At 71.5% G+C, this 22,455-nt stretch carries 18 protein-coding genes and 1 pseudogene; 9 read left to right on the top strand and 10 right to left on the bottom strand.

Annotation, left to right across the window (positions count from 1 at the left end; genetic code table 11):
- Positions 1 to 39: 39 nt before the first annotated feature.
- Positions 40 to 888, top strand: coding sequence for a DMT family transporter (locus ABH920_RS34290; protein WP_370353400.1), 849 nt, complete (start codon positions 40 to 42; stop codon positions 886 to 888).
- A gap of 74 nt (positions 889 to 962) precedes the next feature.
- Positions 963 to 2,228 carry a cytochrome P450 gene (locus tag ABH920_RS34285; RefSeq protein WP_370353399.1) on the top strand — a complete coding sequence of 422 codons (1,266 nt, stop codon included), beginning with the start codon at positions 963 to 965 and terminating at the stop codon, positions 2,226 to 2,228.
- Positions 2,229 to 2,235: 7 nt separating this feature from the next.
- Here the strand turns inward: ABH920_RS34285 and ABH920_RS34280 are convergent, their stop codons facing one another.
- A complete protein-coding gene (locus ABH920_RS34280; protein WP_370353398.1) occupies positions 2,236 to 2,805 on the bottom strand; it encodes a TetR/AcrR family transcriptional regulator in 570 nt (189 codons plus the stop codon).
- Positions 2,806 to 2,899: 94 nt separating this feature from the next.
- Here ABH920_RS34280 and ABH920_RS34275 point away from each other — a divergent pair, with 94 nt between their 5' ends.
- Entirely contained in the window at positions 2,900 to 4,366 is a 1,467-nt protein-coding gene (locus ABH920_RS34275) for a DHA2 family efflux MFS transporter permease subunit (protein ID WP_370353397.1), read from the top strand.
- Between the two features lie 9 nt (positions 4,367 to 4,375).
- On the opposite strand, the gene ABH920_RS34270 is transcribed toward ABH920_RS34275, so the two are convergent.
- Entirely contained in the window at positions 4,376 to 5,557 is a 1,182-nt protein-coding gene (locus tag ABH920_RS34270) for an AAA family ATPase (RefSeq protein ID WP_370353396.1), read from the bottom strand.
- Between the two features lie 123 nt (positions 5,558 to 5,680).
- Positions 5,681 to 6,844 carry a hypothetical protein gene (locus ABH920_RS34265; RefSeq protein ID WP_370353395.1) on the bottom strand — a complete coding sequence of 388 codons (1,164 nt, stop codon included), beginning with the start codon at positions 6,842 to 6,844 and terminating at the stop codon, positions 5,681 to 5,683.
- Positions 6,845 to 7,174: 330 nt separating this feature from the next.
- Between ABH920_RS34265 and ABH920_RS34260 the strand changes: the two genes are divergently transcribed.
- Positions 7,175 to 7,939, top strand: coding sequence for a G1 family glutamic endopeptidase (locus tag ABH920_RS34260; RefSeq protein WP_370353394.1), 765 nt, complete (start codon positions 7,175 to 7,177; stop codon positions 7,937 to 7,939).
- A gap of 80 nt (positions 7,940 to 8,019) precedes the next feature.
- On the opposite strand, the gene ABH920_RS34255 is transcribed toward ABH920_RS34260, so the two are convergent.
- Both ABH920_RS34255 and ABH920_RS34250 read right to left on the bottom strand, forming a co-directional pair.
- Positions 8,020 to 8,970: a hypothetical protein gene (locus tag ABH920_RS34255; protein WP_370353393.1), complete on the bottom strand. Its 951-nt coding sequence runs from the start codon at positions 8,968 to 8,970 to the stop codon at positions 8,020 to 8,022.
- Between the two features lie 184 nt (positions 8,971 to 9,154).
- Entirely contained in the window at positions 9,155 to 10,129 is a 975-nt protein-coding gene (locus ABH920_RS34250) for a helix-turn-helix domain-containing protein (protein WP_370353392.1), read from the bottom strand.
- Between the two features lie 58 nt (positions 10,130 to 10,187).
- On the opposite strand from ABH920_RS34250, the pseudogene ABH920_RS34245 reads away from it, so the two are divergent.
- A pseudogene (locus ABH920_RS34245) lies at positions 10,188 to 11,354 on the top strand (MFS transporter); the annotation flags it as partial.
- Between the two features lie 66 nt (positions 11,355 to 11,420).
- Here ABH920_RS34245 and ABH920_RS34240 read toward each other — a convergent pair.
- From ABH920_RS34240 to ABH920_RS34220, 5 genes are read right to left on the bottom strand one after another with little or no spacing between them, the layout of a single operon-like run.
- Positions 11,421 to 12,356: a sugar kinase gene (locus ABH920_RS34240; RefSeq protein WP_370353391.1), complete on the bottom strand. Its 936-nt coding sequence runs from the start codon at positions 12,354 to 12,356 to the stop codon at positions 11,421 to 11,423.
- Positions 12,356 to 12,997 (bottom strand): bifunctional 4-hydroxy-2-oxoglutarate aldolase/2-dehydro-3-deoxy-phosphogluconate aldolase, encoded by a 642-nt coding sequence (locus ABH920_RS34235; RefSeq protein ID WP_370353389.1) that lies wholly within the window; start codon positions 12,995 to 12,997, stop codon positions 12,356 to 12,358. Before ABH920_RS34235 ends, ABH920_RS34240 begins: the two co-directional genes overlap by 1 nt.
- An 8-nt stretch (positions 12,998 to 13,005) precedes the next feature.
- Positions 13,006 to 14,151 (bottom strand): galactonate dehydratase, encoded by a 1,146-nt coding sequence (dgoD, locus tag ABH920_RS34230; protein ID WP_370353388.1) that lies wholly within the window; start codon positions 14,149 to 14,151, stop codon positions 13,006 to 13,008.
- A complete protein-coding gene (locus ABH920_RS34225; RefSeq protein WP_370353387.1) occupies positions 14,148 to 14,879 on the bottom strand; it encodes a FadR/GntR family transcriptional regulator in 732 nt (243 codons plus the stop codon). The genes dgoD and ABH920_RS34225 overlap by 4 nt, the downstream gene beginning before the upstream one ends.
- 46 nt (positions 14,880 to 14,925) lie before the next feature.
- Positions 14,926 to 15,711, bottom strand: a complete 786-nt coding sequence (locus tag ABH920_RS34220) for an SDR family NAD(P)-dependent oxidoreductase (RefSeq protein WP_370353386.1) — start codon at positions 15,709 to 15,711, stop codon at positions 14,926 to 14,928.
- Positions 15,712 to 15,838: 127 nt separating this feature from the next.
- Between ABH920_RS34220 and ABH920_RS34215 the strand changes: the two genes are divergently transcribed.
- The 4 genes from ABH920_RS34215 to ABH920_RS34200 are packed head-to-tail and all read left to right on the top strand — an operon-like array spanning position 15,839 to position 22,300.
- On the top strand, positions 15,839 to 16,882 hold the full coding sequence (locus ABH920_RS34215) for a substrate-binding domain-containing protein (protein ID WP_370353385.1): 1,044 nt from the start codon (positions 15,839 to 15,841) through the stop codon (positions 16,880 to 16,882).
- Positions 16,883 to 16,887: 5 nt separating this feature from the next.
- Entirely contained in the window at positions 16,888 to 18,687 is a 1,800-nt protein-coding gene (locus ABH920_RS34210; protein ID WP_370353384.1) for a sugar ABC transporter ATP-binding protein, read from the top strand.
- The gene (locus tag ABH920_RS34205) at positions 18,684 to 19,730 is read left to right on the top strand and encodes an ABC transporter permease (RefSeq protein ID WP_370353383.1); all 1,047 of its coding nucleotides are present in this window, start codon (positions 18,684 to 18,686) and stop codon (positions 19,728 to 19,730) included. Before ABH920_RS34210 ends, ABH920_RS34205 begins: the two co-directional genes overlap by 4 nt.
- On the top strand, positions 19,727 to 22,300 hold the full coding sequence (locus ABH920_RS34200; RefSeq protein WP_370353382.1) for an NPCBM/NEW2 domain-containing protein: 2,574 nt from the start codon (positions 19,727 to 19,729) through the stop codon (positions 22,298 to 22,300). Before ABH920_RS34205 ends, ABH920_RS34200 begins: the two co-directional genes overlap by 4 nt.
- Positions 22,301 to 22,455 lie beyond the last annotated feature (155 nt).

Here is a 22,455-nt window from a genome sequence, read left to right as displayed (position 1 = left end):
CCCGTGGCGAGTCGTCTTTGTTCCGTCATGCTATGACATGTGACGATTGCGGTGGCAGTGACGGCAGCGCTCTTGGCCGCCCTGGCCTTCGCGGTCGCCGCCGTGCTCCAGCAGTCCGCCGCCGCGTCCGTCCCCGAGACGCGATCCTTGCACCCGAGTCTCATCGTGTCCTTGCTCCGGCGTCGGGTATGGCTCGCCGGCGCGGCGCTGGACGTCGCCTCCTTCGGCATCCAAGGCGTGGCGCTCGCGTTCGGCCCGCTGGTGCTGGTGATGCCGCTGGCGTCGACCGACCTGCTGTTCGCGCTGCCGCTGCTCGCCTGGCGCCGCGGTCGCCGGCTCACGCGCGCCGAGATGGCCGGCGCGGCGTGCACCGCCGGCGGCATGGCCGCGTTCCTGGTGGCGTTGCCGTCCGTGACGGGGACGGCCGTGCCGGGGCTGGCGGACTGGACGCTGGTGCTGATCGCCGTCGTGGCGGTGGTGGCCTCGCTGCTCGCGGTGGGGTTCCGGACGTCCGGCAAGGCCCGGACCGCCTTGTACGCGGCGGCGGCCGGGATGCTGCTGGCGTTGCTCGACGCGCTGACCAAGAGCACGGCCGACCTGTTCCGCAACGACGGCTGGGATACGTTGGGGCACTGGGAGCCGTACGCGCTGATCGCCGTCGGCGTCACCGGACTGCTCCTCGTCCAGAGTTCCTACCAGGCCGGTTCGCTGGCGATCAGCCTGCCGGTCATCGACACCGTGGAGCCGGTCGGATCGGTGCTGATGGGGGCCGTCGTGTTCCGGGAGCCGCTGGCCACGTCGTGGGCGCTGGTCGGCCAGGCGGCGGCCGGGGCGTTGGCGATCGCCGGGATCGTGATCCTGAGCAGGTCGTCGCTGGTGCAGGCGTGACAGCGGTCTGGCCAGAGTCCTGATCCACTAGGCTGATCCGGTCTTTACCGCCGTGCGCAAGATGGAGTTCCCTCGTGACCGTCAAAGACGCGGACATCGCCCGCGCGCTCGTTCCCGTTCTCGGCGCCGACCACGAGGCGGTGGCCGAGCGGCTGCACGCCGAGCCCGGGGGCGTGCACTGCGCGCGGCTCGCGGGCGGGGAGCGGATCTGGGTGGTGAGCCGGTATGAGGACGTGCGGAATCTGCTCGCCGACCCGCGGCTGGCGCTGAACAAGAAGGCCTCACAGGCCGGTTACGAGGGGTTCGGGCTGCCGCCGGCGCTGGAGGCGAACCTGCTGAACCTGGACGGCGAGGACCACGCGCGGCTACGGCGGCTGGTGTCCTCGGCGTTCACCGCGCGGCGGGTGGAGGGGCTTCGCGAGCGGATTCAGGGGCAGGCGGACGCGCTCATCGATGCGCTGGCCGCTGGTGATGGTGATGTCGCAGGTGCTGATGCTGGTGCTGATGCGGGCTCCGGCGTGGCGGACCTCGTCAGCGCCTACGCCGCACCGCTCCCCATCGCAGTGATCTGCGACCTGCTGGGCGTCCCCGGCGAGCAGGGCGCGACGCTGCGCGGCCACACCCAGGTCCTGCTCGCCCCCGGCGAGTACGGCCCGGAGCAGGTGGCCGGAACCATGCGCGGCATCATCAGCCTGCTGTCCGGCCTGCTCGCCGCCAAGCGCGACGAACCGGCCGACGACCTGCTCTCGGCCATGATCGCGGCCCGCGACGGCGCCGACCGCCTCTCCGAGGACGAACTGCTCTCGCTCGCCTTCCTGATCCTGTTCGCGGGCTACGAGAACTCGGTGCACGTGATCAGCGCAGCCGTGGCCCGCCTCCTCACCGACCCCGCCGCCGCCGACGCGGTGCGCGCCGAACCGGACCCGCACACCCCGGGCATGACCACGCTGGTCGAGGAGGTACTGCGGCGCGACCAGCCGGGGACCACCGCGATCCGCCGCTTTCCGACTGAGGACGTGGCGCTCGGCGACGGCGTCCTGATTCCGGCCGGTGACACCGTTCTGCTGTCGGTCAGCTCCGCGAATCGCGATCCGCAAGCCGCCGGGAGTCCGGGGACGTACGCGGGTCACGTCACCTTCGGCCACGGAGTGCACTACTGCCTCGGCGCGCCGCTGGCCCGCCTCGAAGTACGCATCGCACTACACACGCTGCTGACCCGACTCCCCGACCTGGCCCTGGCCGCGCCGTCGGAGGAACTGGTCTGGCGGTCGAGCCACCGGCAGCGATCGCTCGCCGCGCTTCCGGTCACGGTAGGGAAGGTGCTTCCGCGCTCCTCCTGACCAGAGCTCACCGCACCAAAGGCAGGAAGATCGTGTCGACGATCTCCTCCAGGACGTCGTCGGGCGCGGGGGAGTAGGTCGTCAGCAACTCGTGCCGCAGCAGGTCGAACGGCAGCGTCCGGACGCGCTCGGTGAGGCGGTCGGCCTTGACCTCGCCGCGCTCGACGGCGCGCTCGAAGATCGCGTCGACGGCCTGCTTCCGGCCGGTCGCGGCGGGGTCGCGCAGGTCGCCGGTCCCGGCTCCGGTCTCCTTGTGGTAGCCGGCGAAGTAGCTGCTCATCGCGGTGACGAGCTCGACGCTGGTGGCGTTGATCTCGCGCAGGAGCGTCAGGACGTCCTCGCGGAGGCTGCCGGTGTCGGGGGCCACCAGGATGTTCTTCTGCAGGACGCGGGTGAGGGTCGCGCGGACCAGGGCGTCGCGGTCGGGCCAGCGGCGGTAGAGGACCGGCGGGCTGGTGCCGGCCCGCTTGACCACGGCGTCCATGGTGAAGCGCGCGTAGCCGACGGCGGTGAGTTCTTCCCAGGCCGCGTCGAGCAGCGCGTTCTCCAGGGTGGCTCCGCGGCGGCGCTCCGGCATCGTGGCTCCCTCGTTTAGATAGAGTTGCGTATCTAATCGTAGCGGCTTAGTCTGAGCTCCGTAAGATAGATCGCTGTATCTTAAGGAGCCACCGATGAGCGCCACCCCTGCCCGGCCGCCCGTGCCGGACCGCATCGACCCCGCCCTGCGGCGCCTGATCTTCACGCTGATCGTCGGGGCGCTCGCCGTCATCTTCGACACCACGATCATGAGCGTCGCGATCGACAGCCTCGCCGGGCAGCTGCACACCTCGCTGGCCACCGTGCAATGGGTGACCACGGCCTATCTGCTCGCGCTGTCCGCGACGATGCCGGCCGTCGGTTGGGCCCAGGCGGTGCTGGGCGGCCGACGGCTGTGGATCCTCGCGCTCGGCCTGTTCTTCGCCGGCTCGATGCTGTGCGCGGCGGCGTGGAACGCGCCGAGCCTGATCGCGTTCCGCGTGGTCCAGGGTGTCGGCGGCGGCGTGATGATGGTGCTGATGGCCACGCTGATCATGCAGGCCGCCGGCGGTCGCACCATCGGCAGGATCATGTCGCTGATCACCGTGCCCACCGCGCTGGGGCCGGTCATCGGACCGGTGCTCGGCGGTGTCATCCTGCACCTGGGGGACTGGCGGTGGATCTTCCTGTTCAACGTCCCCTTCTGCGTCGTCGGCGGATACCTCGCCTGGCGCAACCTGCCGCACGACGGACCCCGTCCCGGGACGCGTCCGCGTCTGGACGCCGTCGGCATGGCGCTGCTCTCGCCCGGGGTCGCCGCGGTCATCTACGGCCTGACACAGCTCGGCGGTTCCGGCGGGCTGGCCAGTGCCAAGGCCGGGCTGCCGCTGTCGATCGGGGTGGTGCTGCTGGCCGGGTACGTCGCCTGGGCCCTGCGGCGCGGCGCGGACGCCCTGCTCGACATTCGGCTGTTCCGGCACCGGTCGCTGGCCTCGTCCTCGGCGCTGCTGCTCCTGGCCGGCGCCGCGCTCTACGGCGCGATGCTGCTGATGCCGCTGTACTGGCAGCAGGTTCGCGGCGAGTCGGCCCTCGGGGCGGCGCTGCTGCTGATCCCGCAGGGCCTCGGCACGCTGCTTTCCCGGTCGCTGGCCGGGCGGTACATGGACCGGTTCGGGGCGCGGCCGATCGCCGTCGCCGCTTTCGCCGTCACCTTCGCGTCCACCGTCCCGTTCGGCTTCGTCACCGCCACGACCAGCAACACGGTGCTGATGGCCGTCCTGTTCATCCGCGGCCTGGGGCTCGGTGCCGCCATGATCGCGCTGATGGGCGGCGCCTATGTCGGGTTGCGGCGTGACCAGATCCCTGCCGCGTCCAGCATCAGCCGCGTCGCGCAGCAGGTCGGCGGGTCGGTGGGTACTGCGGTGCTCGTCATGATCCTGCAGCGTGCCACCGCCGGTGCCCACACCGTGTCCGCTCGGGCCGCGGGATTCGGCGACGCCTTCTGGTGGGCCGCCGCGTTCACGGCCGCGGCGGTGCCGCTGTGCCTGCTGCTGCCGGGACGCGCCGCCGCCGAAGCGCAGGATCCGGAAGCGGTCGCGGCGGAGGAGCTTGCTGAAGTCTGAGCGGCCCGTTCACCGCTTCGGCCAGAACCACAGCGGCGAATCCAACAGACCCTGCCCCGGCAGCACCGTCTCCCCGTTCACCTTCTCCAGCTCGACCAGCCCCACATCCCGCCGCAGCTCCGAAGCCGCGCGGCCGATGGCCCGGATCAGGCCGTCGGCGTGCGAGACCACGATGATCTGGCTCCGCTCCGACACCGCCGCGATCAGCGCCCCCAGCGGTGCCAGCAGGTCCGGGTGCAGGCTGGTCTCCGGCTCGTTGAACACCAGCAGGTCCGCCGGGCGCGGGCTCAGCAGTGCGGCGGCCAGCAGCAGGTACCGCAAGGTGCCGTCGGACAGCTCCGGGGCGCCGAGGGGGCGCAGCAGGCCGTTCTGCCACAGCTGGAGCGAGAAACGGCCGTCCGCCTCGACCTGCACCTCCAGGCGGCTGCCCGGGAACGCGCCGTCGATCGCCTCGTCCAGCTCCGCGCGGCGGCCGGTGGCCACGATGGTCTGCAGCGCGGCGGCCAGGTCGGAGCCGTCGTGCGCCAGCACCGGGGTGCGGGTGCCGATCTGCGGGGCGCGCGCCGGGGCGTCGGCGTCGGTGCGGAAGTGGTCGTAGAAGCGCCATGAGCGGATGCGGTCGCGGACCCGGAACAGTTCCGGGGCCGCCTCGGGGTCGGCGAACTCGCTGAGCATGCTGTCGAACTGCTGGATCGGGTACGGCTTCGGCGCCCATCTGCCGTCCGCGCCGCGGATCTTGACGACGTCGTTGTGCCGCTCGATCAGCGAGGTCGCCGGGCGCAGCACCGGACCGCTCCACACCGCCTCGGTCTTGATCGCCGGGTCCAGGTTGAACTTCGCCGCCTCCGGCTCGCCGCTGGGTATCGGCAGCCCGAGGTCGATCGCGTAGCCGAACTCGTCGCCGCCGAAGCCCAGCCGCAGCCCGACCGGCACGCTGCGCACCGTGCCCTGCGCCCGCTGCCCGGGCTTCGTGCCCCGCTCCGGCCCGGCCCACAGCGTGGAGCGCAGGCCCCCTTCGCGCGCCAGCGCCGCCACGGCCCCGTTGCGCGAGACGTCGGCCAGCAGCCGCACGGCCCGGTACAGGCTGGACTTCCCGCTGCCGTTCGCGCCGGTGACGACGGTCAGCGGGCCGACCGGGATGCACAGGTCGCGCAGCGAGCGGTAGTTCTCGACGGCCAGCGTGGTGATCACGGCTTCGACGGTAGACGAAGCCGCTGACAACCGCTTGACCGTGCTCCCGCCGACGCGGAACACGCCGGCGGGAGCACGGCTGTCAGCCGATCAACTCCGGCTCACCCGTTGCTCACCCGTCGCTCACCCGTTGGTGCTGAGGAAAGCCTGCGTGTTGCCCAGCGCTATCAGGGTGCTGGTCGGCGCCGCGGCGAGCTCGGTCAGGGCCCCGCTCAGGCTGGGGACCGCGACGTTGCTCCATGCGGTCCCGTCCCAGTGCTGGAGCGCCGGATTGGCGGTGCCGGGCTGGAACCCGAGCGCCCAGGCGTCGGTCGGCGACAGCGCGGCGACGCTGGACAGGCCCTGCGGCGTCGCGGTGCCGGACGGCGAGGACACCACGCTCCAGGCGGTGCCGTTCCAGTGCTCCAGGAGCTGCTCGCGCGGCGCGTGCCGGCCGAAGCCGGTGATCGTGCCGACCGCCCAGACGTCGTTCGCCGAGGTGGCCGCGAGCCCGTCGACCGCCACCTCGTTGACGCTGACGCCGTTGAGCACCGTGAACTGCGGCGTCGGGATCACGCTCCACGCCGTGCCGTCCCAGTGCTCGACGACCGCCGTCTGCGACCCCGAGTTGGACGCCACCCACACGTCCGAGGCCGAGTTCGCGACGATCGCGTTCCACGACGGGACGCTGTGCTGGATCCCGTTGGAGGTGTAGGAGTCGGGGTTCGGCACGATGCTCCACGCCGTGCCGTCGAAGTGCTCGATCAGGCCCACGAACCCGCCGACCGAGGAGTCGAAGTGCTCGCCGGCCGCCCAGACGTCGTTCGGGGACGTCGCGGCGACCACGTTCAGGGTCTCCTGGCTGCTGGCGGCCGCCTTGCCGCCGGGCGCGGTGGCCCAGCGCGTGCCGTTCCACTGCTCCAGCAGCGCCGAGTAGGTCCCGGCGGTGTTCTGGCTGTAGCCGGCCGCCCAGGCATCGGAGGGCGAGATGTTCGCGACACCGTTGAGGATGTCGACGTTTCCGGTCGGGCTGGGCGTCGGCGTGACCTTCCACGCGGTGCCGTTCCAGTGCTCGGCCCGCGTGGCGATGACCGTGTTCGCGTTCAGGTAGTCGACGCCGACGGCCCAGGCGTCAGAAGCCGATTTCGGGGAGATGGACATCAGCTGCATCGTGCCGGAGTTCACCGGCGGTATCGGGGTGAAGGTCGTGTCGGCTCCTGCCGCCTGCGCCGTCATGGGGCTCATGACGAGCACCGCGGCGGCGCTGAACCCCGCCACGGTCGCTGCGAGGGCACCTGGTCTTCTCATCGTGCCGATCCTTCCGATCGTCAGTTGCCGCTGCGCCGTCCGACGCGGACGGCGCCCTGGCACGACCGACACGATGCTGGTGCGCGTGGGGTTCGGCGGGCTGGTGGGATCGGGCGGGATTTGGCGTGAAATCCACGTTGCCGGGCCCGCACGACGCTTCAGGGGGAAGTCGTGCTGGACGGTCATGGAGCGGCCCCTTTTCAGCGTGAAAACGTCAACGTGCCGACATCACGCGCTTTACCCTCCCTTGGTTTCCAGCGGCAGGGTATTCGGCCACTCTCCCTTATAAGCCTGCTGCGATGGGCGCCACCCCCACGTGAAAGGAACATTATGGCAATATCCGGATACCGGGTCGGCTTGGCATGCCTCGCCGCCGGCAGCTCGGTGCTTCTCGCCGTGACGCTGGCCGGCCCCGCCTCGGCCGCCTCGCATGCCTCGCACACCAAGGCCCCCGCCACCTTCCCGCACTACAACCACGCGCGGCCGGGCAACCACAAGGTGCACGACGACCAGATCTGGGGCGGGTACGCGGACACCGGCAACCAGTTCACCTCGATCAGCGGCTCGTGGACGGTGCCGACGCTGGACTGCTCGTCGGTCCCGGACAGCTCGGTCTCGCCGTGGATCGGCATCGACGGCTACGGCACCAGCACGGTCGAGCAGATCGGCTTCGACCAGGACTGCCAGGGCGGGGTGGCCGGCTACTACCCGTGGGTGGAGATGTATCCGGCGGACTCGATCTACTTCACCGAGACCGTCAACGCCGGCGACCAGATCACCGCTTCGGTGTCGGTGAGCGGCAGCTCGTGGACGCTGACCGAGAGCGACACGACGCAGGGCTGGTCGAAGACGTTCAACGAGACCGGTGACGACCAGCTCGGCTCGGCCGAGGCGATCGTGGAGGACCTGGGGAACGGCATCGGGCCGGTGGCGCCGTTCGGGTCGGTCACGTTCACCAACCTCGTCGCCAACGGCCAGCCCCTGGACCAGGCCGGGACGGTCAACTCCACCGACATCGAGCGCGGGAACACGCCGCTGACGCAGAACTCGCCGTTGTCGAACGGGAGCTTCAGCATCAGCTGGCTGAGTTCCTGACCTCTGCTTTTTCCTCCCTCGGGCTCCCCTTCCCTCCCTCGGCTTTCCTCTCTCGCCCCGGTGCCCGGGCCGCGTCCCCGTCACGGCGGCCCGGGCCACTCCCAGCGCACCCCGATGACGCAGGGGTCGAGGTCGACGCCCATGGCGCAGGCCCGGTCCCGTTCGTCCAGCGTCAGGACGCGTTCGGTCTCGACGGCATCGGCGTCCTCCGTCCCGGAAACCGTGAACTGCACGCAGCGCGCGGGCAGCGCGGGCCGGGTGAACTCGACGTCGATGACGTGCTCGCGCATCGGCAGCCGCAGCCGACGGCTGGTCTCGCGGTCGCCCGGGTACGGCGGCGTGAACTCGACGACGTACTCCATGACCAGCAGCTCGCCGCGGTTCAGCGGCCGCGGCAGCCGCAGCTCGGCGATGGTCAGCCCGGCCTCCGGCCTTGAGCGCACGGCGCCGAGCGTGCACCCGCGCAGCGGCCGGATCACCGGCGCACTGCCGTCGGCGGCCTGGTCGATCACGATGGCGGAGCGCACATCATTCGTGGCGGCCCGAACCAGCGCCCGGGAGTAGAGCTCGCGCAGCCGCCGGTCCGGCCCGACGGTGAGCCGCTCGTACTGCGACAGGCGCACGAGCAGGTCGTCGGACCCGGTGTCGAACTCGCTGAGCATCCCGGCGATCGGATCCCACCCGCGGTAGACCTCCACCAGATCCGGCGCCTCGGCATACGCCATCCGCCCCCGCGCCCGCCGCGGCCCGACCAGCGCGGCAAGGGCACCCGGCGACACCCTGACGATCTCCTCCAACCGCCCCAACGCCGCGATCGACGCGGCGCGCTCGGGCTGCCGCCGCCCCGACTGCCAGCTGCTGAGCGTGGCCAGGCTGAGCGGCGTGCCGTACTGCTGAAGGCGGTACTGGATGCGGTCCAGGCTCAGGCCGCTCGCGGCGATCGCGGCCCGCAGCGCGGCGGAAAACGGGCCGGAGGCGAGGAGACGAGAGAGGTCGGCGCGGCTCCCGGGCTCACTTCGCGCCGGTGCCACCTGGACGCGCCTCCTCATGGCCCTGATTCACCGCCGTCACCGACGATCCTTCCGTCGGGCTGTGCGTGCGAAACGTGGGGAGCGTTCACCGCCGCGTGGCCGGTCGAGTGCCATCCAGCGCTCTACCCTCGCGCTGCTCAGCCCACGAGACGACCAGCCCCACGAGACGACCGGTCCGCGAGCATCAGCCCGCGAGCCGATCCCCATCATCCGTCCGCCGGTAGACGACCCGCCGCCCCACCCGCGTGCCCTCGATCAGCCCCGCCTCGCGCAGCACCGTGATGTGGCCGCCGGCGGTGCCCAGCGAGACCTCCAGCGTCGTCGCGAGTTCCGTGGTCGTCGCCGGGCGGCTCAGCTCCAGCAGGATCCGTGCTCGGACCGGGCCGATCAGGCGCACCAGGGCGCGCACGCGGTCGTCCGCGGGGCCGCCGCCGCGCTCCGCGACGCCGCGCGCCGGGTACACCAGGGCGAAGCTGTCCGGTGGGACCTCGCACAGCCAGGTGCCGCGGGCGAGGGTGACCGGGACGAAGAGCATTCCCTCCGGTCCGACGACGCGGTCGGCCATCGGCCGGTGGCTGAAGCGGATCGCGTCCTCGCCGACCCACTCGCTGCGCTTGTTCATGTTGCCCAGCGCGTTGGACCAGCCGTAGACCGCCACCAGGCCCGCGCGGTACGTCACCTCGCGTTCCAGCAGCGCGCGGCGGCGCGGCCAGTCGGGCCGGACGTGGTCGCGCCAGACCGTGTCCAGCAGCTGCGCGCAGCGCTCGGCCCAGCCCGTGCCCTCCAGCCAGTCCAGGCCGCCGGCGATGTCGGTGTGCTGGTCGCTCGCCTCGAGCTGCGTGCGTATCTCCGGGTCCGAGAAGCGGCGGACGGCGTCGAGCTCCTGCGCCAGCGTCGTGCGCATACCGCCGGTCGGGGGCAGCGTGACGAAGTCCGGCAGCCAGCTCGCCGTGACCAGCAGGCGCACCAGCCCGGCCGCGAACCGGTCGGAGGCCACCCGCGCGCGGAACGTCGCGGCGTGCCGCTCGTGCCACGACGCCAGCCACGGGTCGGTGCACGGATTCGTCAGCATCCGCAGCGCGCCGAACGTCTCGGCCAGCGGCGACAAGGCGAAGCGCGACCTGGACAGGGCACGCGGCGACAAGCGCAAGAGCGTCATCTTTCGCCTCCATCCGAAGGGTTAGCATTCCACAGCACGCGCTCGGACACTCGCGGCCATGCCCGAAAGCCCCGCCGGCCAGTCCGAGCCCCACTCCCAACCTCCGCACCGCCTCCTCCATCGCCGTGACTTCCGCTACTTCTTCACCGGCCAGACCGTCTCCCTGCTCGGCACCTCGATGTCCCCGGTGGCCCTGGCCTTCGCCGTCCTCAACGCCTCCCACGACCGGGCCGGCGACCTCGGTATCGTCCTCACCTCGCGGATGATCCCGATGCTGGTCTTCCTCCTCGTCGGCGGCGCGACCGCCGACCGCTTCGCCCGCCGCACCGTCCTGGTCTGGGCGAACCTCGGCTCCGGTCTGACCCAGGCCGCGGTCGCCGCGCTCCTGCTCACCGGCCACTACTCGCTGATCCTGGTGGCCCTGCTCGAACTCCTCAACGGCGTCCTCGCCGCCTTCACCACGCCGGCCCTGCGCGGATTCCTCCCCGAGCTCGTCGAACGCCACCAGATCCAGCGGGCCAACGCCCTGCTCAGCTCCTTGCGCAACGCCACGAAGATCTTCGGCCCGAGCCTGGCCGGCGTCCTCGTCGTCGCGATCGGCAGCGGCGCCGCCATCGCCTTCGACGCGGCGACCTACCTGTTCGCGGCCGTCTGCCTTCGGATGTTGTCCCTGACCAGCCGCCCGGAGAAGGCGCAGCGAAAGACCGGCATCCTGGCCGACATCCGCGACGGCTGGCGCCAGTTCGTCGGCTTCCGCTGGGTCTGGACCGTCTCGGCGACCTTCTGCCTGCTGAACCTGGTCCAGACCGGCACCTGGCAGATCCTCGGCCCGGAACTGACCAGGAAGACCAGCGGCGCCGCCGCCTGGGGCCTCGTCCTCAGCGCCCGAGGCGTCGGCCTGCTGGTCATGAGCACGCTCCTGACCAGGCTGACCATCCGCTACTTCCTCGCGCTGGGCCAGCTCATGAGCGTGCTGATCGCCATCCCCCTGCTGGTCCTCGGCGCCGGCCTGCACGCCCCGTACCTGATCGCCGCCGCCTTCGTCGCCGGCCTCGGCTCGGCCGTCGCGAGCGTCAGCTGGGACACCTCGCTCCAGGAGCACGTCCCGCCGACCGCGCTGTCCCGGGTGTGCTCCTTCGACGACCTGCTCTCCTACGCCGCGATCCCGGTCGGTCAGCTCAGCGTCGGCCCCCTCGCGTCGGCGTTCGGCGGCTTCCGCGTCGCGACCGTCGCAGGGATCGTCTATGTCGCCGTAGCCTGCTTCCCGCTGGCGTTCAGATCGGTACGGCTCCTACCGCACGGTGGTCCCGGCGGGCTCGTCGAGCAGAGCGAGGTCGGCACGAGTGGGCAAGCCCTCCCAGTCGCCGGCGGTGGCGACGGAGAACGCGCCGACGGCGACAGCGCGGCGCAGCCGCTGCTCGGCGGGCAACCCGTCGAGCAGACCTGACAGATAGCCCGCGACGAACGCGTCCCCGGCGCCGACGACGTCGACCACCGGCACCGTGTGTGCGGGCACTGACACGGTGCGGCCGTCGGCCGTGGTCACGCTGGCTCCGTTGCCGCCTCGCGTGACGACCACTTCGCGGCCTCCCAGTACTCCGGTCGTCGGCGCCACCAGATGCAGCTCATCGCTGGAAGCAATGAGCACATCAGCAAGCTCAGCCAACGGGAGCAGCACCTCGCGCGCACGCTCCGGCGGCCACAACCGCGACCGGTAATTGACATCGAAGCTGACCGTCACGCCCAGCTCACGCGCGCGCCGAGCCGCGACCAGCACGGTCTCGGCGGCGCTCGGGCCGAGCGCCGGCGTGATACCGGTCAGATGCAGCACCCGCGCCCCACCATCCAGCGCGGCCAGTACATCACCGGGCTCCAGCGCAGAGCCGGCCGAACCAGCCCGGTGGTAGTCCACCCGGATCAGGTTCCCGAGCCGATGCTCCCGAGTCATCAGCCCGGTCGGCCGACCGTCCCGATCCACGCGTGCACAGGTGATATCGACGCCTTCAGCACGAAGCGTACGCAGAACCAGTTCCCCGACCCCGTCGTTCCCGACCCGGCCGACCCACCCGGCACGATGCCCCAACCGCGCCAGCCCGATCGCGACCGTCGATTCGGCACCCGCCGCCGACAGTGTCATCGCCGAGCCGAGCCGAATGGGTCCGGCGGCGCGCAACGCGCCCATGGTCTCGCCGATGGTTAGGACGTCCAACCCGGCCGCAGACGTCATCACCGTTCTCCTCCGACCGCCGAGACCGCCTCGGCCATACCGACCCGCCAGGCGGCAGCACGCCGCCGCAACTCCGCCACGTCCCCGCCCTTCGCCGCATCGCCGACCAACGGCGATCCGACCCCGACCGCCACCGCCCCCGCAGCCAGATACTCCCGAGCGGCATCCAGATCGACCCCGCCCACCGGCACGAACGGCGTCCCCGGAAACGGATCCCGCAAAGCCCTGAGATACCGCGGCCCACCGACCGACGCCGGAAAGAGCTTCACCGCGTCAGCACCGAATTCGCCCGCTGCGATCACCTCACTCGGCGTCAGAGCGCCGACGAACATCGGCAGTCCGGTCGCCGGTCCGTCGCGCAGATCGGCACCGAGCCCGGGCGTCACCAGAAACCCAGCGCCCGCGTCAGCAGCGCGCCTCGCGTCCTCAGCGGTGACCACCGTCCCGGCCCCGAGGTCGGCCTCGGCGCCGAGTTCCACTCGCGCCTGCTCGATCACCCACAAGGCATCCGGCGTCGTCAAGGACACCTCGACCGTGCTCAGCCCTTCCTCGGCCAGCACCAACACCGTGCGCAGCGCGGCATCGCGGTCCGTGCCCCGCACGATGACCAGGGTCCGAAACGGTATTTCGGTCAGATCCATGGGAATCCTCACCATTCCGCGAACGACCCGTCCGCATGCAGCCACACCGGATTCCGCCACCGATGCCCGGTCTCGTCGGCCCGCCGCACCGCGGCCTCGTCGATCTCGATCCCGAGCCCCGGCCCGGTCAGCCGCGCGATATGGCCGTCCCGCACCCGCAGCGGCTCGGGGTCGAGCAAGTAGTCGAACATCTCGTTGCCCTTGTTGTAGTGCAACCCTAGGCTCTGCTCCTGGATCAGGAAGTTGGGCGTGGCGAAGTCCAACTGCAGGCTCGCCGCCAGCGCGATCGGCCCCAGCGGGCAGTGCGGAGCCATCGCCACGTCGTACGTCTCCGCCGCCGCGGCGATCCGCCGCAGTTCGGAGATCCCGCCGGCGTGCGAGACGTCGGGCTGCGCCACGGCTATGCCGCTGGGCAGCACGTCCCGGAAGTCCCACCGCGAGTACAGCCGCTCGCCGACCGCCAGCGGCACGCCCGAGGACTCGGCCAGCGAACGCAGGTCCCGGCTGTGCTCGGGAAGCACGGGCTCCTCGACGAACAACGGTTGTAAGGGTTCGAGCATCCGCAGCAGCCGCCGCGACATCGCCGTCGACATCCGGCCGTGGAAGTCCACGACCACGTCCCGATCCGGCCCCAGCGCCTCGCGCACCGCCGCGACCCGCGCGACGACCTCCTCGGTCCGCGCCGGGGTGTCGATGTGCCGCATCTGCGCCGAGCCGTTCATCTTCACCGCTGTGAACCCGGCCTCGACCTGCTCGCGGGCCAGCTCCGCGACCTGCGTCGGCCGGTCGCCGCCGATCCACGCGTACACCCGCGCCCGCTCGCGCACCGGCCCGCCGAGCAGCTGGTGCACCGGCACCCCGTAGGCCTTCCCGGCCAGGTCCCACAACGCCTGGTCGATCCCCGCGACCGCCGAGGACAGCACCGGGCCGCCCCGGTAGAAACCGCCCTTGGTCAGCACCTGCCAGTGGTGCTCCAACCGCAGCGGGTCCTCGCCGAGCAGGTACCCGGACAGCTCGGCCACGGCCGCGCGGACCGTCTCCGCGCGGCCCTCGACCACCGGCTCGCCCCAGCCGGCCAGGCCCTCGTCGGTGCCGATGCGCAGGAACAGCCAGCGCGGCGCGACCAGGAACGTCTCCAGCGATGTGATCTTCATGCGGTCTCTTCCCGGTCCGGTGAGCCGATCAGCTGCCGCAGGTCGGTGACCGCCTTGGCGAGCAGTGCCTCGACGGCGCGCGCCGCCGCCTCGGGGTCCCGCGCGGCGATCGCGTCGACCACCGCGCGGTGCGCCGGGACGGCGTCGTCGGCCCCGTGCTCGGCTCCGTGGTCCGCGCCGTGCACGAAGCTGTCGCGCACCCGCAGGCCGGCCTCGATGACCACTTCCATCCCGGTGAGCAGCTCGTTGTGCGCGGCGGCCAGCAGCGCCCGGTGGAAGGCCAGGTCGGCCTCGACGGTCGCCGGGACGTCGCCGTCGGCGGCCTCCATCTGCTCGATCGCCTCGACCAGCGCGGCCAGGTCCTCCTCGGTGCGCCGGCGGGCCGCCAGCCTCGCCCCGGCCGGCTCGACGATCGCGCGGACCTCGGCCAGGTCGTCCAGGAAGCCCTCGTCCGGGACCCCTTGCCCGCGCCAGCGCAGCACGTCGGCGTCCAGCAGGTTCCAGTCGGCGCGCGGCCGGACGAAGGTGCCGCGTTTCTGCCGCGAGTCGATGAGGCCCTTGGAGGCCAGGACGCGCAGCGCCTCGCGCACCACGGTCTTGCTGACTCCGAGCTCTGCCTCGATCCGGTCGGGGTACAGCAGGTCGCCGGGGGCGTTGTCGCCGCGCACGATCCGCTCGCCGATCACGTCGACGGCCTGACCGTGCAGGCCGCGTACGTGCACACTCATACTGGGAAACCCTTCCGCTGCCCGGCACTCACTTCGCCGGTGGCTGTCATGACGAAGCTTTGACGACGGACCAGCCACCGTCCACGACCAGGTTCGCGCCGGTCACGAAGGAGGCGTCGGCCGAGGCCAGGAACGCCACCGCCGCGGCCACCTCCTCGGGGCGCCCGAAGCGTCCTGCGACGGTCTCCGCGACGCTGGCGGCCCGGCCCTCGGCGTCGACGCGGTCCCACGCCGCGGTCAGGATCGGGCCCGGCAGGACCGTGTTGACCCGGATCCGCGGGCCGTACTCGACGGCCAGCTGCCGGCCCAGCGCGCACAGCGCGCCCTTGGCCGCGGCGTAGGCGGGATGGCCGGGCAGGCCGATCAGCGCGTGCACCGAGGAGGTGAGCACGATCGCGCCCTGATTCTCCCCGAGCATCCCGGCGAAGGCCCGCACGCCGAGCCAGGCGGCCTTCAGGTTCACGCCGAGCTGTCCGTCCCACTCGGCCTCGCTCAGCTCGTGCGCCGGTTTGACCACCACCCGGAACGCGTTGCTGTGCAGCACGTCCAGCCGCTTGTAACGAGCGTGTACATGTTCTGCCAACGCGTCCCACATGGCGGCGCTGGCAACGTCCCCGGACCAGTACTCGGCCCGGCCGCCGGCTTCGGCTGTATCCGTCGCCGTACTGATCTCCTGGACCACCGCGCGGCCCGCGTCGTCGGCGACGTCGACGGCGATCACCGCCGCACCCTCGGCGGCCAGGCGCCGCGCGGTGGCCGCGCCGATGCCGCCGGCCGCCCCGGTGACCACGGCGACCCGGTCGGTGAAGCGGCGACAGGTCTGTTCGTTCACGAGGCCACCCTACCGAAGAGAATTAATAATGCAATAATCTTGACGCACGCCGACGCGGCTCCTACATTCGCTCCACGAGCGGAGCCTCCGCTCATCAGGCATCTCCTCGCCTCATCGGAGTGAGAACATGAACCTCGCGCGTGTCCGCGGCTCGGCCGCAGTGCTCGGCGTGGCGGTGGCGCTGTGTGCGACCGCCTGCTCGACCGGCAAGTCCACCACGGCGGCGGCCTCCTCCGGCGCCCCGGTCACCGGCAAGATCACCCTGACGTACCTGCAGAAGCAGGGCGACCAGCAGTACTTCATCGACGAGGCGAACGGGGCCAAGGCCAAGGCCGCCCAGCTCGGGGTCGACCTGAAGGTCGTGAACCTCGGGGACGACGCCAACCAGACCGTCAGCGACGTGCAGGCCGCCGTCGCGCAGAAGAGCAGCGGCCTGATCATCGTGCCGCCGGACCCCTCGGTCGGCCCGCAGGTGGTGCAGCTGGCCAAGGACGCCGGCATCCCGCTGCTGACCTCCGACGACCAGGTGTGCACCTCCGGCCCGGACCCCGCGTCCTGCCCGACGGCGAACCTGGTGCCGCGGGTCGGCTTCAGCGGCACGCAGATGGGCACCGACGTCGGCAAGAAGGCCGCCGACCTGTACGCCAAGGCCGGGTGGAGCGCCGCCGACACGCGCACCATCTCGGCGTGGAAGCAGGACGTGACCGTGTGCACGGACCGGGTCAAGGCCGCCAAGGCGAGCTTCGCCGCGGGTGCGGGCGCCGGCGTGCAGAACATCGACGTCGCGACCGACAACACCCCGACCGGTGCGCAGGACAAGGTCGCCGCGACGATCACCGCCAACCCCGGCGTGAAGCACTGGGTGATCTGGGGCTGCAACGACGAGAACGTCCAGGGCGGTGTCACGGCGCTGCAGAACGCCGGCGTCTCGGCGGACAACGTGATCGGCGTCGGCCTCGGCGCGTACCTGGCGTGCAAGGACTGGGGCAGCTCGCAGCCGACCGGGATGAAGGCGGCGCTCTACATCAGCGGCAAGGACATCGGGTCGCTGGCCGTGCAGACGATGTACGACAAGCTCAAGAACGGCAAGGCCTTCCCCCAGGAGGCTGACGCGCCCACGACCATGGTCGACGCCACGACCTGGCAGTCCGCCGGCGTGAAGTGCAGCTGAGGCCGGTGGACAGCCCCGACGGCCCCAGCACTCAGGGTGCTGGGAGCGGACTCGCGGCCGAGGCGATCTCCAAACGCTTCGGCCCGGTCCGGGCCCTGCACGACGTCACCGTCACCTTCCCGGCCGGCCAGGTCACCGCACTGATGGGGGAGAACGGCGCCGGCAAGTCGACGCTGCTGCGCATCCTCACCGGCGACCAGCGTCCGACCCAGGGCCGGATGTCCCTCGACGGCCAGGTCCTGGACCTGCACTCGCCGCAGGACGCGCACCGCGCGGGCGTCCGGCTGATCCCGCAGGAGCCGGAGATCATCCCGCACGTCTCCGTTGCGGAGAACGTCTACGCCGGAGCGCTGCCACGCCGCGGCCCGCGCGGTTTCGACCGCGCGGGGCTGCGCCGCCGCGTGCTCGCCGACCTGGAGCGCCTGGGCTTCGCCCAAGCGCTGGACCCGGACCTGCTCGGCTCGCAGCTCACCCCGGCCCAACGGCAGCTCGTGGAGATCATGCGGGCCCTGACCGGGAGCACGCCGGCGCGCGCCATCGCCTTCGACGAGCCGACGTCGTCCTTGTCCGAGCACGAGGTCGAGGCGCTGTTCGCGCTGATCCGGCGGCTGCGGGACCAGGGCATCGCCGTCATCTACGTCTCGCACCGGATGAAGGAGGTGTTCCAGCTCGCCGACCGCGTCGTGGTGCTGCGCGACGGCGAACTGGCCGGCGCCGCGCCGGCGGCCGACGTCGACGAGACCGCGCTGGTGCGGCTGATGGTCGGGCGCGACCTGTCGCAGCTGTTCGTGCGCGAACACGCCGCCACCGATCGCGTGGTGCTGGACGTCTCGCAGCTGACCACGAACGACGTCCGCGACATCAGCCTGCGCGTACACGCCGGCGAGATCGTCGCACTGGCCGGCCTGATCGGCGCCGGCCGCTCCGAACTGGCGCTGGCCCTGGCCGGCGACATCCCGATCCGCTCCGGCCGGATCCTGATGGACGGCAAACCGCTCCGCCTGCGCGGCCCCCGCGACGCCATCCGCGCCGGCATCGGCCTGGCCCCCGAGGAACGCAAAGCGCAGGCACTGTTCGCCCAGCGCACCATCCGCGACAACACGACCCTGGTCAGCCTGCACCGACTGCGTCGCTGGCGCTTCGTCAAGCGCCGTGCGGAGAAGGCCCTGGCCCAGGAGTACGCCGATCGGCTGCGGGTCCGCGCGCCCTCCATCGAGGCCGAAGTCAGAACCCTGTCAGGCGGCAACCAGCAGAAAGTCGTCCTGGCCCGCTGGCTGGCGCGCAAACCGGCGCTGCTGATCCTGGACGAGCCGACCCGCGGCGTCGACGTCGGCGCGAAGGCGGAGATCTACCAGATCATCGCCGACCTGGCCACGGCCGGCACCGCGGTCCTGGTGATCTCCTCGGAGCTGCCCGAGGTGCTGGGGCTGGCCGACCGGATCCTGGTGATGCAGAACGGGCGCATCACCGGGGAGCTGGGGCGGGCCGAGGCCTCGGAGGAGAAGATCCTCGCGTTGGCGATGGCTGATGATCTCGGCGGCTCGGCTCCCGATTCCGCCGGCACCTCGGCCAGCGACAGCAACTCCGGCACGCCCGGCGGTTCCGGCAGTCTGCGGCCTGACCTCGCCGATACCGCAGATGCTGCCGGCGCCTCGGCCAGCGGCAGCAGCCCCGGCCGGCAAGACAGCTCCGGCGACCTTGCCGAATATCGCAGCTCGCCGCCCGACCCAGCCGCCTCCGCCCCCACCACCCCCGCGCCGATCCGCGAGTCCGCCGGATCCGCCCCGGAAGGCAGTCCCCGATGACCACCACTTCCCCCTCGACACTCGGCCAGCGAGCCGAGGAACCTCCCGCCGCCGCTACTCCCGCGAGCCGCCTCCGCGCTGCCGTCACCCGCGCCGGCGCGCAGAGCCTGGGCCTGATCGCCGCGCTGGCCTTCGTCCTCATCCTGTTCGGCTCGCTCAACTCCAACTACCTGAGCTGGCAGAACATCCAGGTCATCGCCGAGGCGGTGACCATCTCCGGGCTGCTGGCCGTGGTGCAGACCGTGGTCATCATCCTCGGTGCGCTGGACATCTCGGTCGGCTCGCAGGCCGGCCTGGCCTCCGTCACCAGCGCCATGGTGTTCACCAGCGCCGGGTCCAACGCGTTCGCGGGCATCGGCGCGGCTATCGGCATCGGCGCCGTGATCGGCGTCGTCAACGGCGCGATCATCGTCTACGGCCGGGTCAACGCCGTCATCGCCACCCTCGCGGGCCTGGCCGCGTACAAGGGCGTGGCGCAGCTCGTCTCCGACGGGCGCGCGCAGGGCTATGTGCTCAACGACAGCATCTTCGTCTTCCTCGGTCGGGGCAAGATCGCCGGGCTGCCGGTCATGGTGTGGCTGCTGCTCGCGGTCGCCGCCGCCGTCCACGTCCTGCTGAAGTACACCGACATCGGCCGCAACATCTACGCCATCGGCGGCAACGACACGGCCGCCCGGCTGGCCGGCATCAACCTCAACAAGTACATCCTGGCCGTCTACGCGCTCTCCGGCGTCGTCGCGGCGGTCGCCGGCATCCTGCTGACCGCGCGCACCGGCTCCGGGCAGCCGGTCTCCGGCAGCGAGGGGCTGGAGTTGCAGTCCATCACGGCCGCCGCGCTCGGCGGCTGCGCGCTCAAGGGCGGCAAGGGCGGCGTCGGCGGCACGCTGCTGGCCGTCGCCCTGCTCGGAGCCCTGCAGAACGGGCTGACCGTCCAGGGCATCAACGCCTTCTGGCAGAACATCGCGCAAGGCGCACTGTTGGTCGTCGCCGTCGTGCTCCAGCAACGGCGCTCTCGCGAACGGGCTGTGGGGTTGCCGGCATGAGGTTGATATCAAAGCTCACTACGTTGGCCGCATCGGCGGCCCTATTGGTCACAGGCGGAACGGCCTGGGCAAGCGCGACCGCCTCCCGACCGCCGTCCCGAACCGCGATCCCCATCAACAACCTGGCCCGCACCCCGTATCAGGGCTGGAACACCTACTACGGCCTCGGCTCGACCTTCACTGAGCAGACGATCAAAGCCGAGGCAGACGCCCTGGTCTCCAAAGGTCTCGCAGCCGCCGGCTACAACTACGTCTGGATCGACGGCGGCTGGTGGAACGGCACCCGCGACACCTCCGGCAACATCACCGTCAGCGCGAGTCAGTGGCCTGACGGCATGCAGGCCGTCGCCGACTACATCCACTCCCGAGGCCTGAAAGCCGGCATCTACACCGACTCCGGCCTCAACGGCTGCGGCGGCGCCAACCAGGGCAGCTACGGCCGCTACCAGCAGGACGTCAACCAGTTCGCGGCTTGGGGCTACGACGCGGTGAAGGTCGACTTCTGCGGCAGCGAGCAGATGGGCCTGGACCCCGCCACGGTCTACGGCCAGTTCCGCGACGCGCTGCTGAACAACAGCAGCCATCGCCCGATGCTGTTCAACATCTGCAACCCGTTCATCCCCGAGACCGGCGCCGCGCCCGGCCGCACCGCCTTCGACTCCTACAAGTTCGGCCCCAGCACCGGCAACTCCTGGCGGACCGACACCGACATCGGCTTCCCGAACAACGTCCAGTACTCCGACGTCCTCCGCAACCTGGACGCCGACGCCGCGCACCCGGAGGCCGCCGGCCCCGGCCACTGGAACGACCCGGACTACCTGGGCCCGGAGCTCGGCATGACCGACGCCGAGGCGCGGTCGCAGTTCTCGATGTGGTCGATCGTCGCGGCCCCGCTGATCATCGGCAGCGACGTCACCAAGCTCTCGGACAACGCCGTCGCGATGCTCACCAACCGCGAGGTGCTGGCCGTGGACCAGGACCCGCTGGGCATCCAGGGCACTGTCCTGACCGGCGCCGCGAACCCCGCGAACCCCGCCAACACCCAGGTCTGGACCAAACCGCTGGCCGGCGGCGACGTCGCGGTGGCACTGCTCAACCGCGGCACGACCCCGCAGACCATCACCACGACCGCCGCGCAGATCGGCCTCCCGACATCCGGCGCCTATGCCCTGCGCGACCTGTGGCAGCACACGACGACCGAGTCGGCGGGCACGATCGCCGCGACCGTCGCCCCACACGGCGTCGTGCTGCTGCGGGTGTCCCGGCACGGCGACCCGGCCACCATGGCCCCCTCGACCGTGCTGTCCCCGGCGACCCTGACCCCGACCGCGCAGGCCGCGCTTCCCCTGGTCGCGCCCGGCGCCTCGTTCCCGGTCTCGGCCACGTTCACCGACAACGGCCGGCTCCCGGTCCAGGACGTGTCGCTTACGCTCGCCGTCCCGGCGGGCTGGACGGCCACGCCGACCGGCTCCGTGACCGCAAGCCAGCTCAAGAGCGGACAATCGATGGCCGCGAGCTGGCAGGTGACAGCCGCCCCGGGTGCCTTGCCGAGCCCGGAGCAGTTGGCGCTGACCGCGAGCTACGGTTGGCAGAGCTCGAACTACGGCGCGCCGAAGTCCTTGCAGACCCTCAGTACCAGTGAGTCGACGCAGGTCCAGGTACCCGCAGCGCCACCCGCCGGCACCGGCCCGCTGAGCCACCACCCCTGGCTCGACGCGGCCAGCGGATACCTCGTTCCCCGCGTCGATCTGGAGGACGCCGGCGGCGGACCGCTGACGATGCACGGCGTCACGTACCCCACCGGCGTCGGCACCGCGTCCGTGTCGACGATCGACTACTACGTCGGCGGCAACTGCACCACGCTCAGCGCCACGGTCGGCATCGACGACTCGGCCGACTTCGACCCCACCGGCGGGACCGTCACCTTCCAGGTCTACGGCGACGGCACGAAGCTCTACGACAGCGGCCTGGTGACCCGCGCCGCGCCCCAGACCATGTCCGTGAACCTGGGGTCCGCGAAGGTGATCAGCCTGGTCGTCGGCGACGGCGGCGACGGCACCTACAACGACCGCGCGGACTGGGGCGGTCTGCAGATCGCCTGCGGCGCGCCGGTCGCGACGCAGCCCGGCGGGCCCTGGCCGTACCTCGTGCCGACCTCCGCGCTGTCCGCGACGGCCACCAGCGCCAACAACGGCTACCCGGCGAGCAACGCGGTGGACGGCCAGGTCACGACCCTGTGGCACTCGCAGTTCAGCCCGGTCCACGACCCGCTGCCGATCTCCCTGACGATCGACCTTGGATCGGTGCAGACGGTTACGGGACTGACCTACCAGCCGCGGCTGGACGGCGACATCACCGGCACGATCACCGGCTACACCGTCGAGGTCAGCAGCGACGGAGCGACCTTCACGAGTGCGGCGTCGCCGGGGACCTGGCCGCAGGACGCCACGCTGAAATCCGTTCAGTTCACACCGGTTTCGGCACGCTATGTACGACTGACGGCGACCGCGGGAGCGAACGGATACGCGTCCGCGGCCGAAGTCGGGGTGGCGGCGCTCCCGGCGGCGTGAGCCGTCCCCGGCCGGCCACACACTAGTCACATCCTGAACACGAACGCAGCGCGGCCGGCCGAGGCTTTCAGGCTCTCGACCGGCCGCGTTGCGTCGCACCAGCCCTCTTCCTCACCCTGCTCACGGTTGGATCTCAGCTCTCTCTCAGCGCGACC

This window comes from Catenulispora sp. EB89, from assembly GCF_041261445.1.
Classification (GTDB): Bacteria; Actinomycetota; Actinomycetes; order Streptomycetales; family Catenulisporaceae; genus Catenulispora.
The sequence above is the reverse complement of the archived record's forward strand: the minus strand, read 5'-3'. Positions and strand labels throughout refer to the sequence as shown.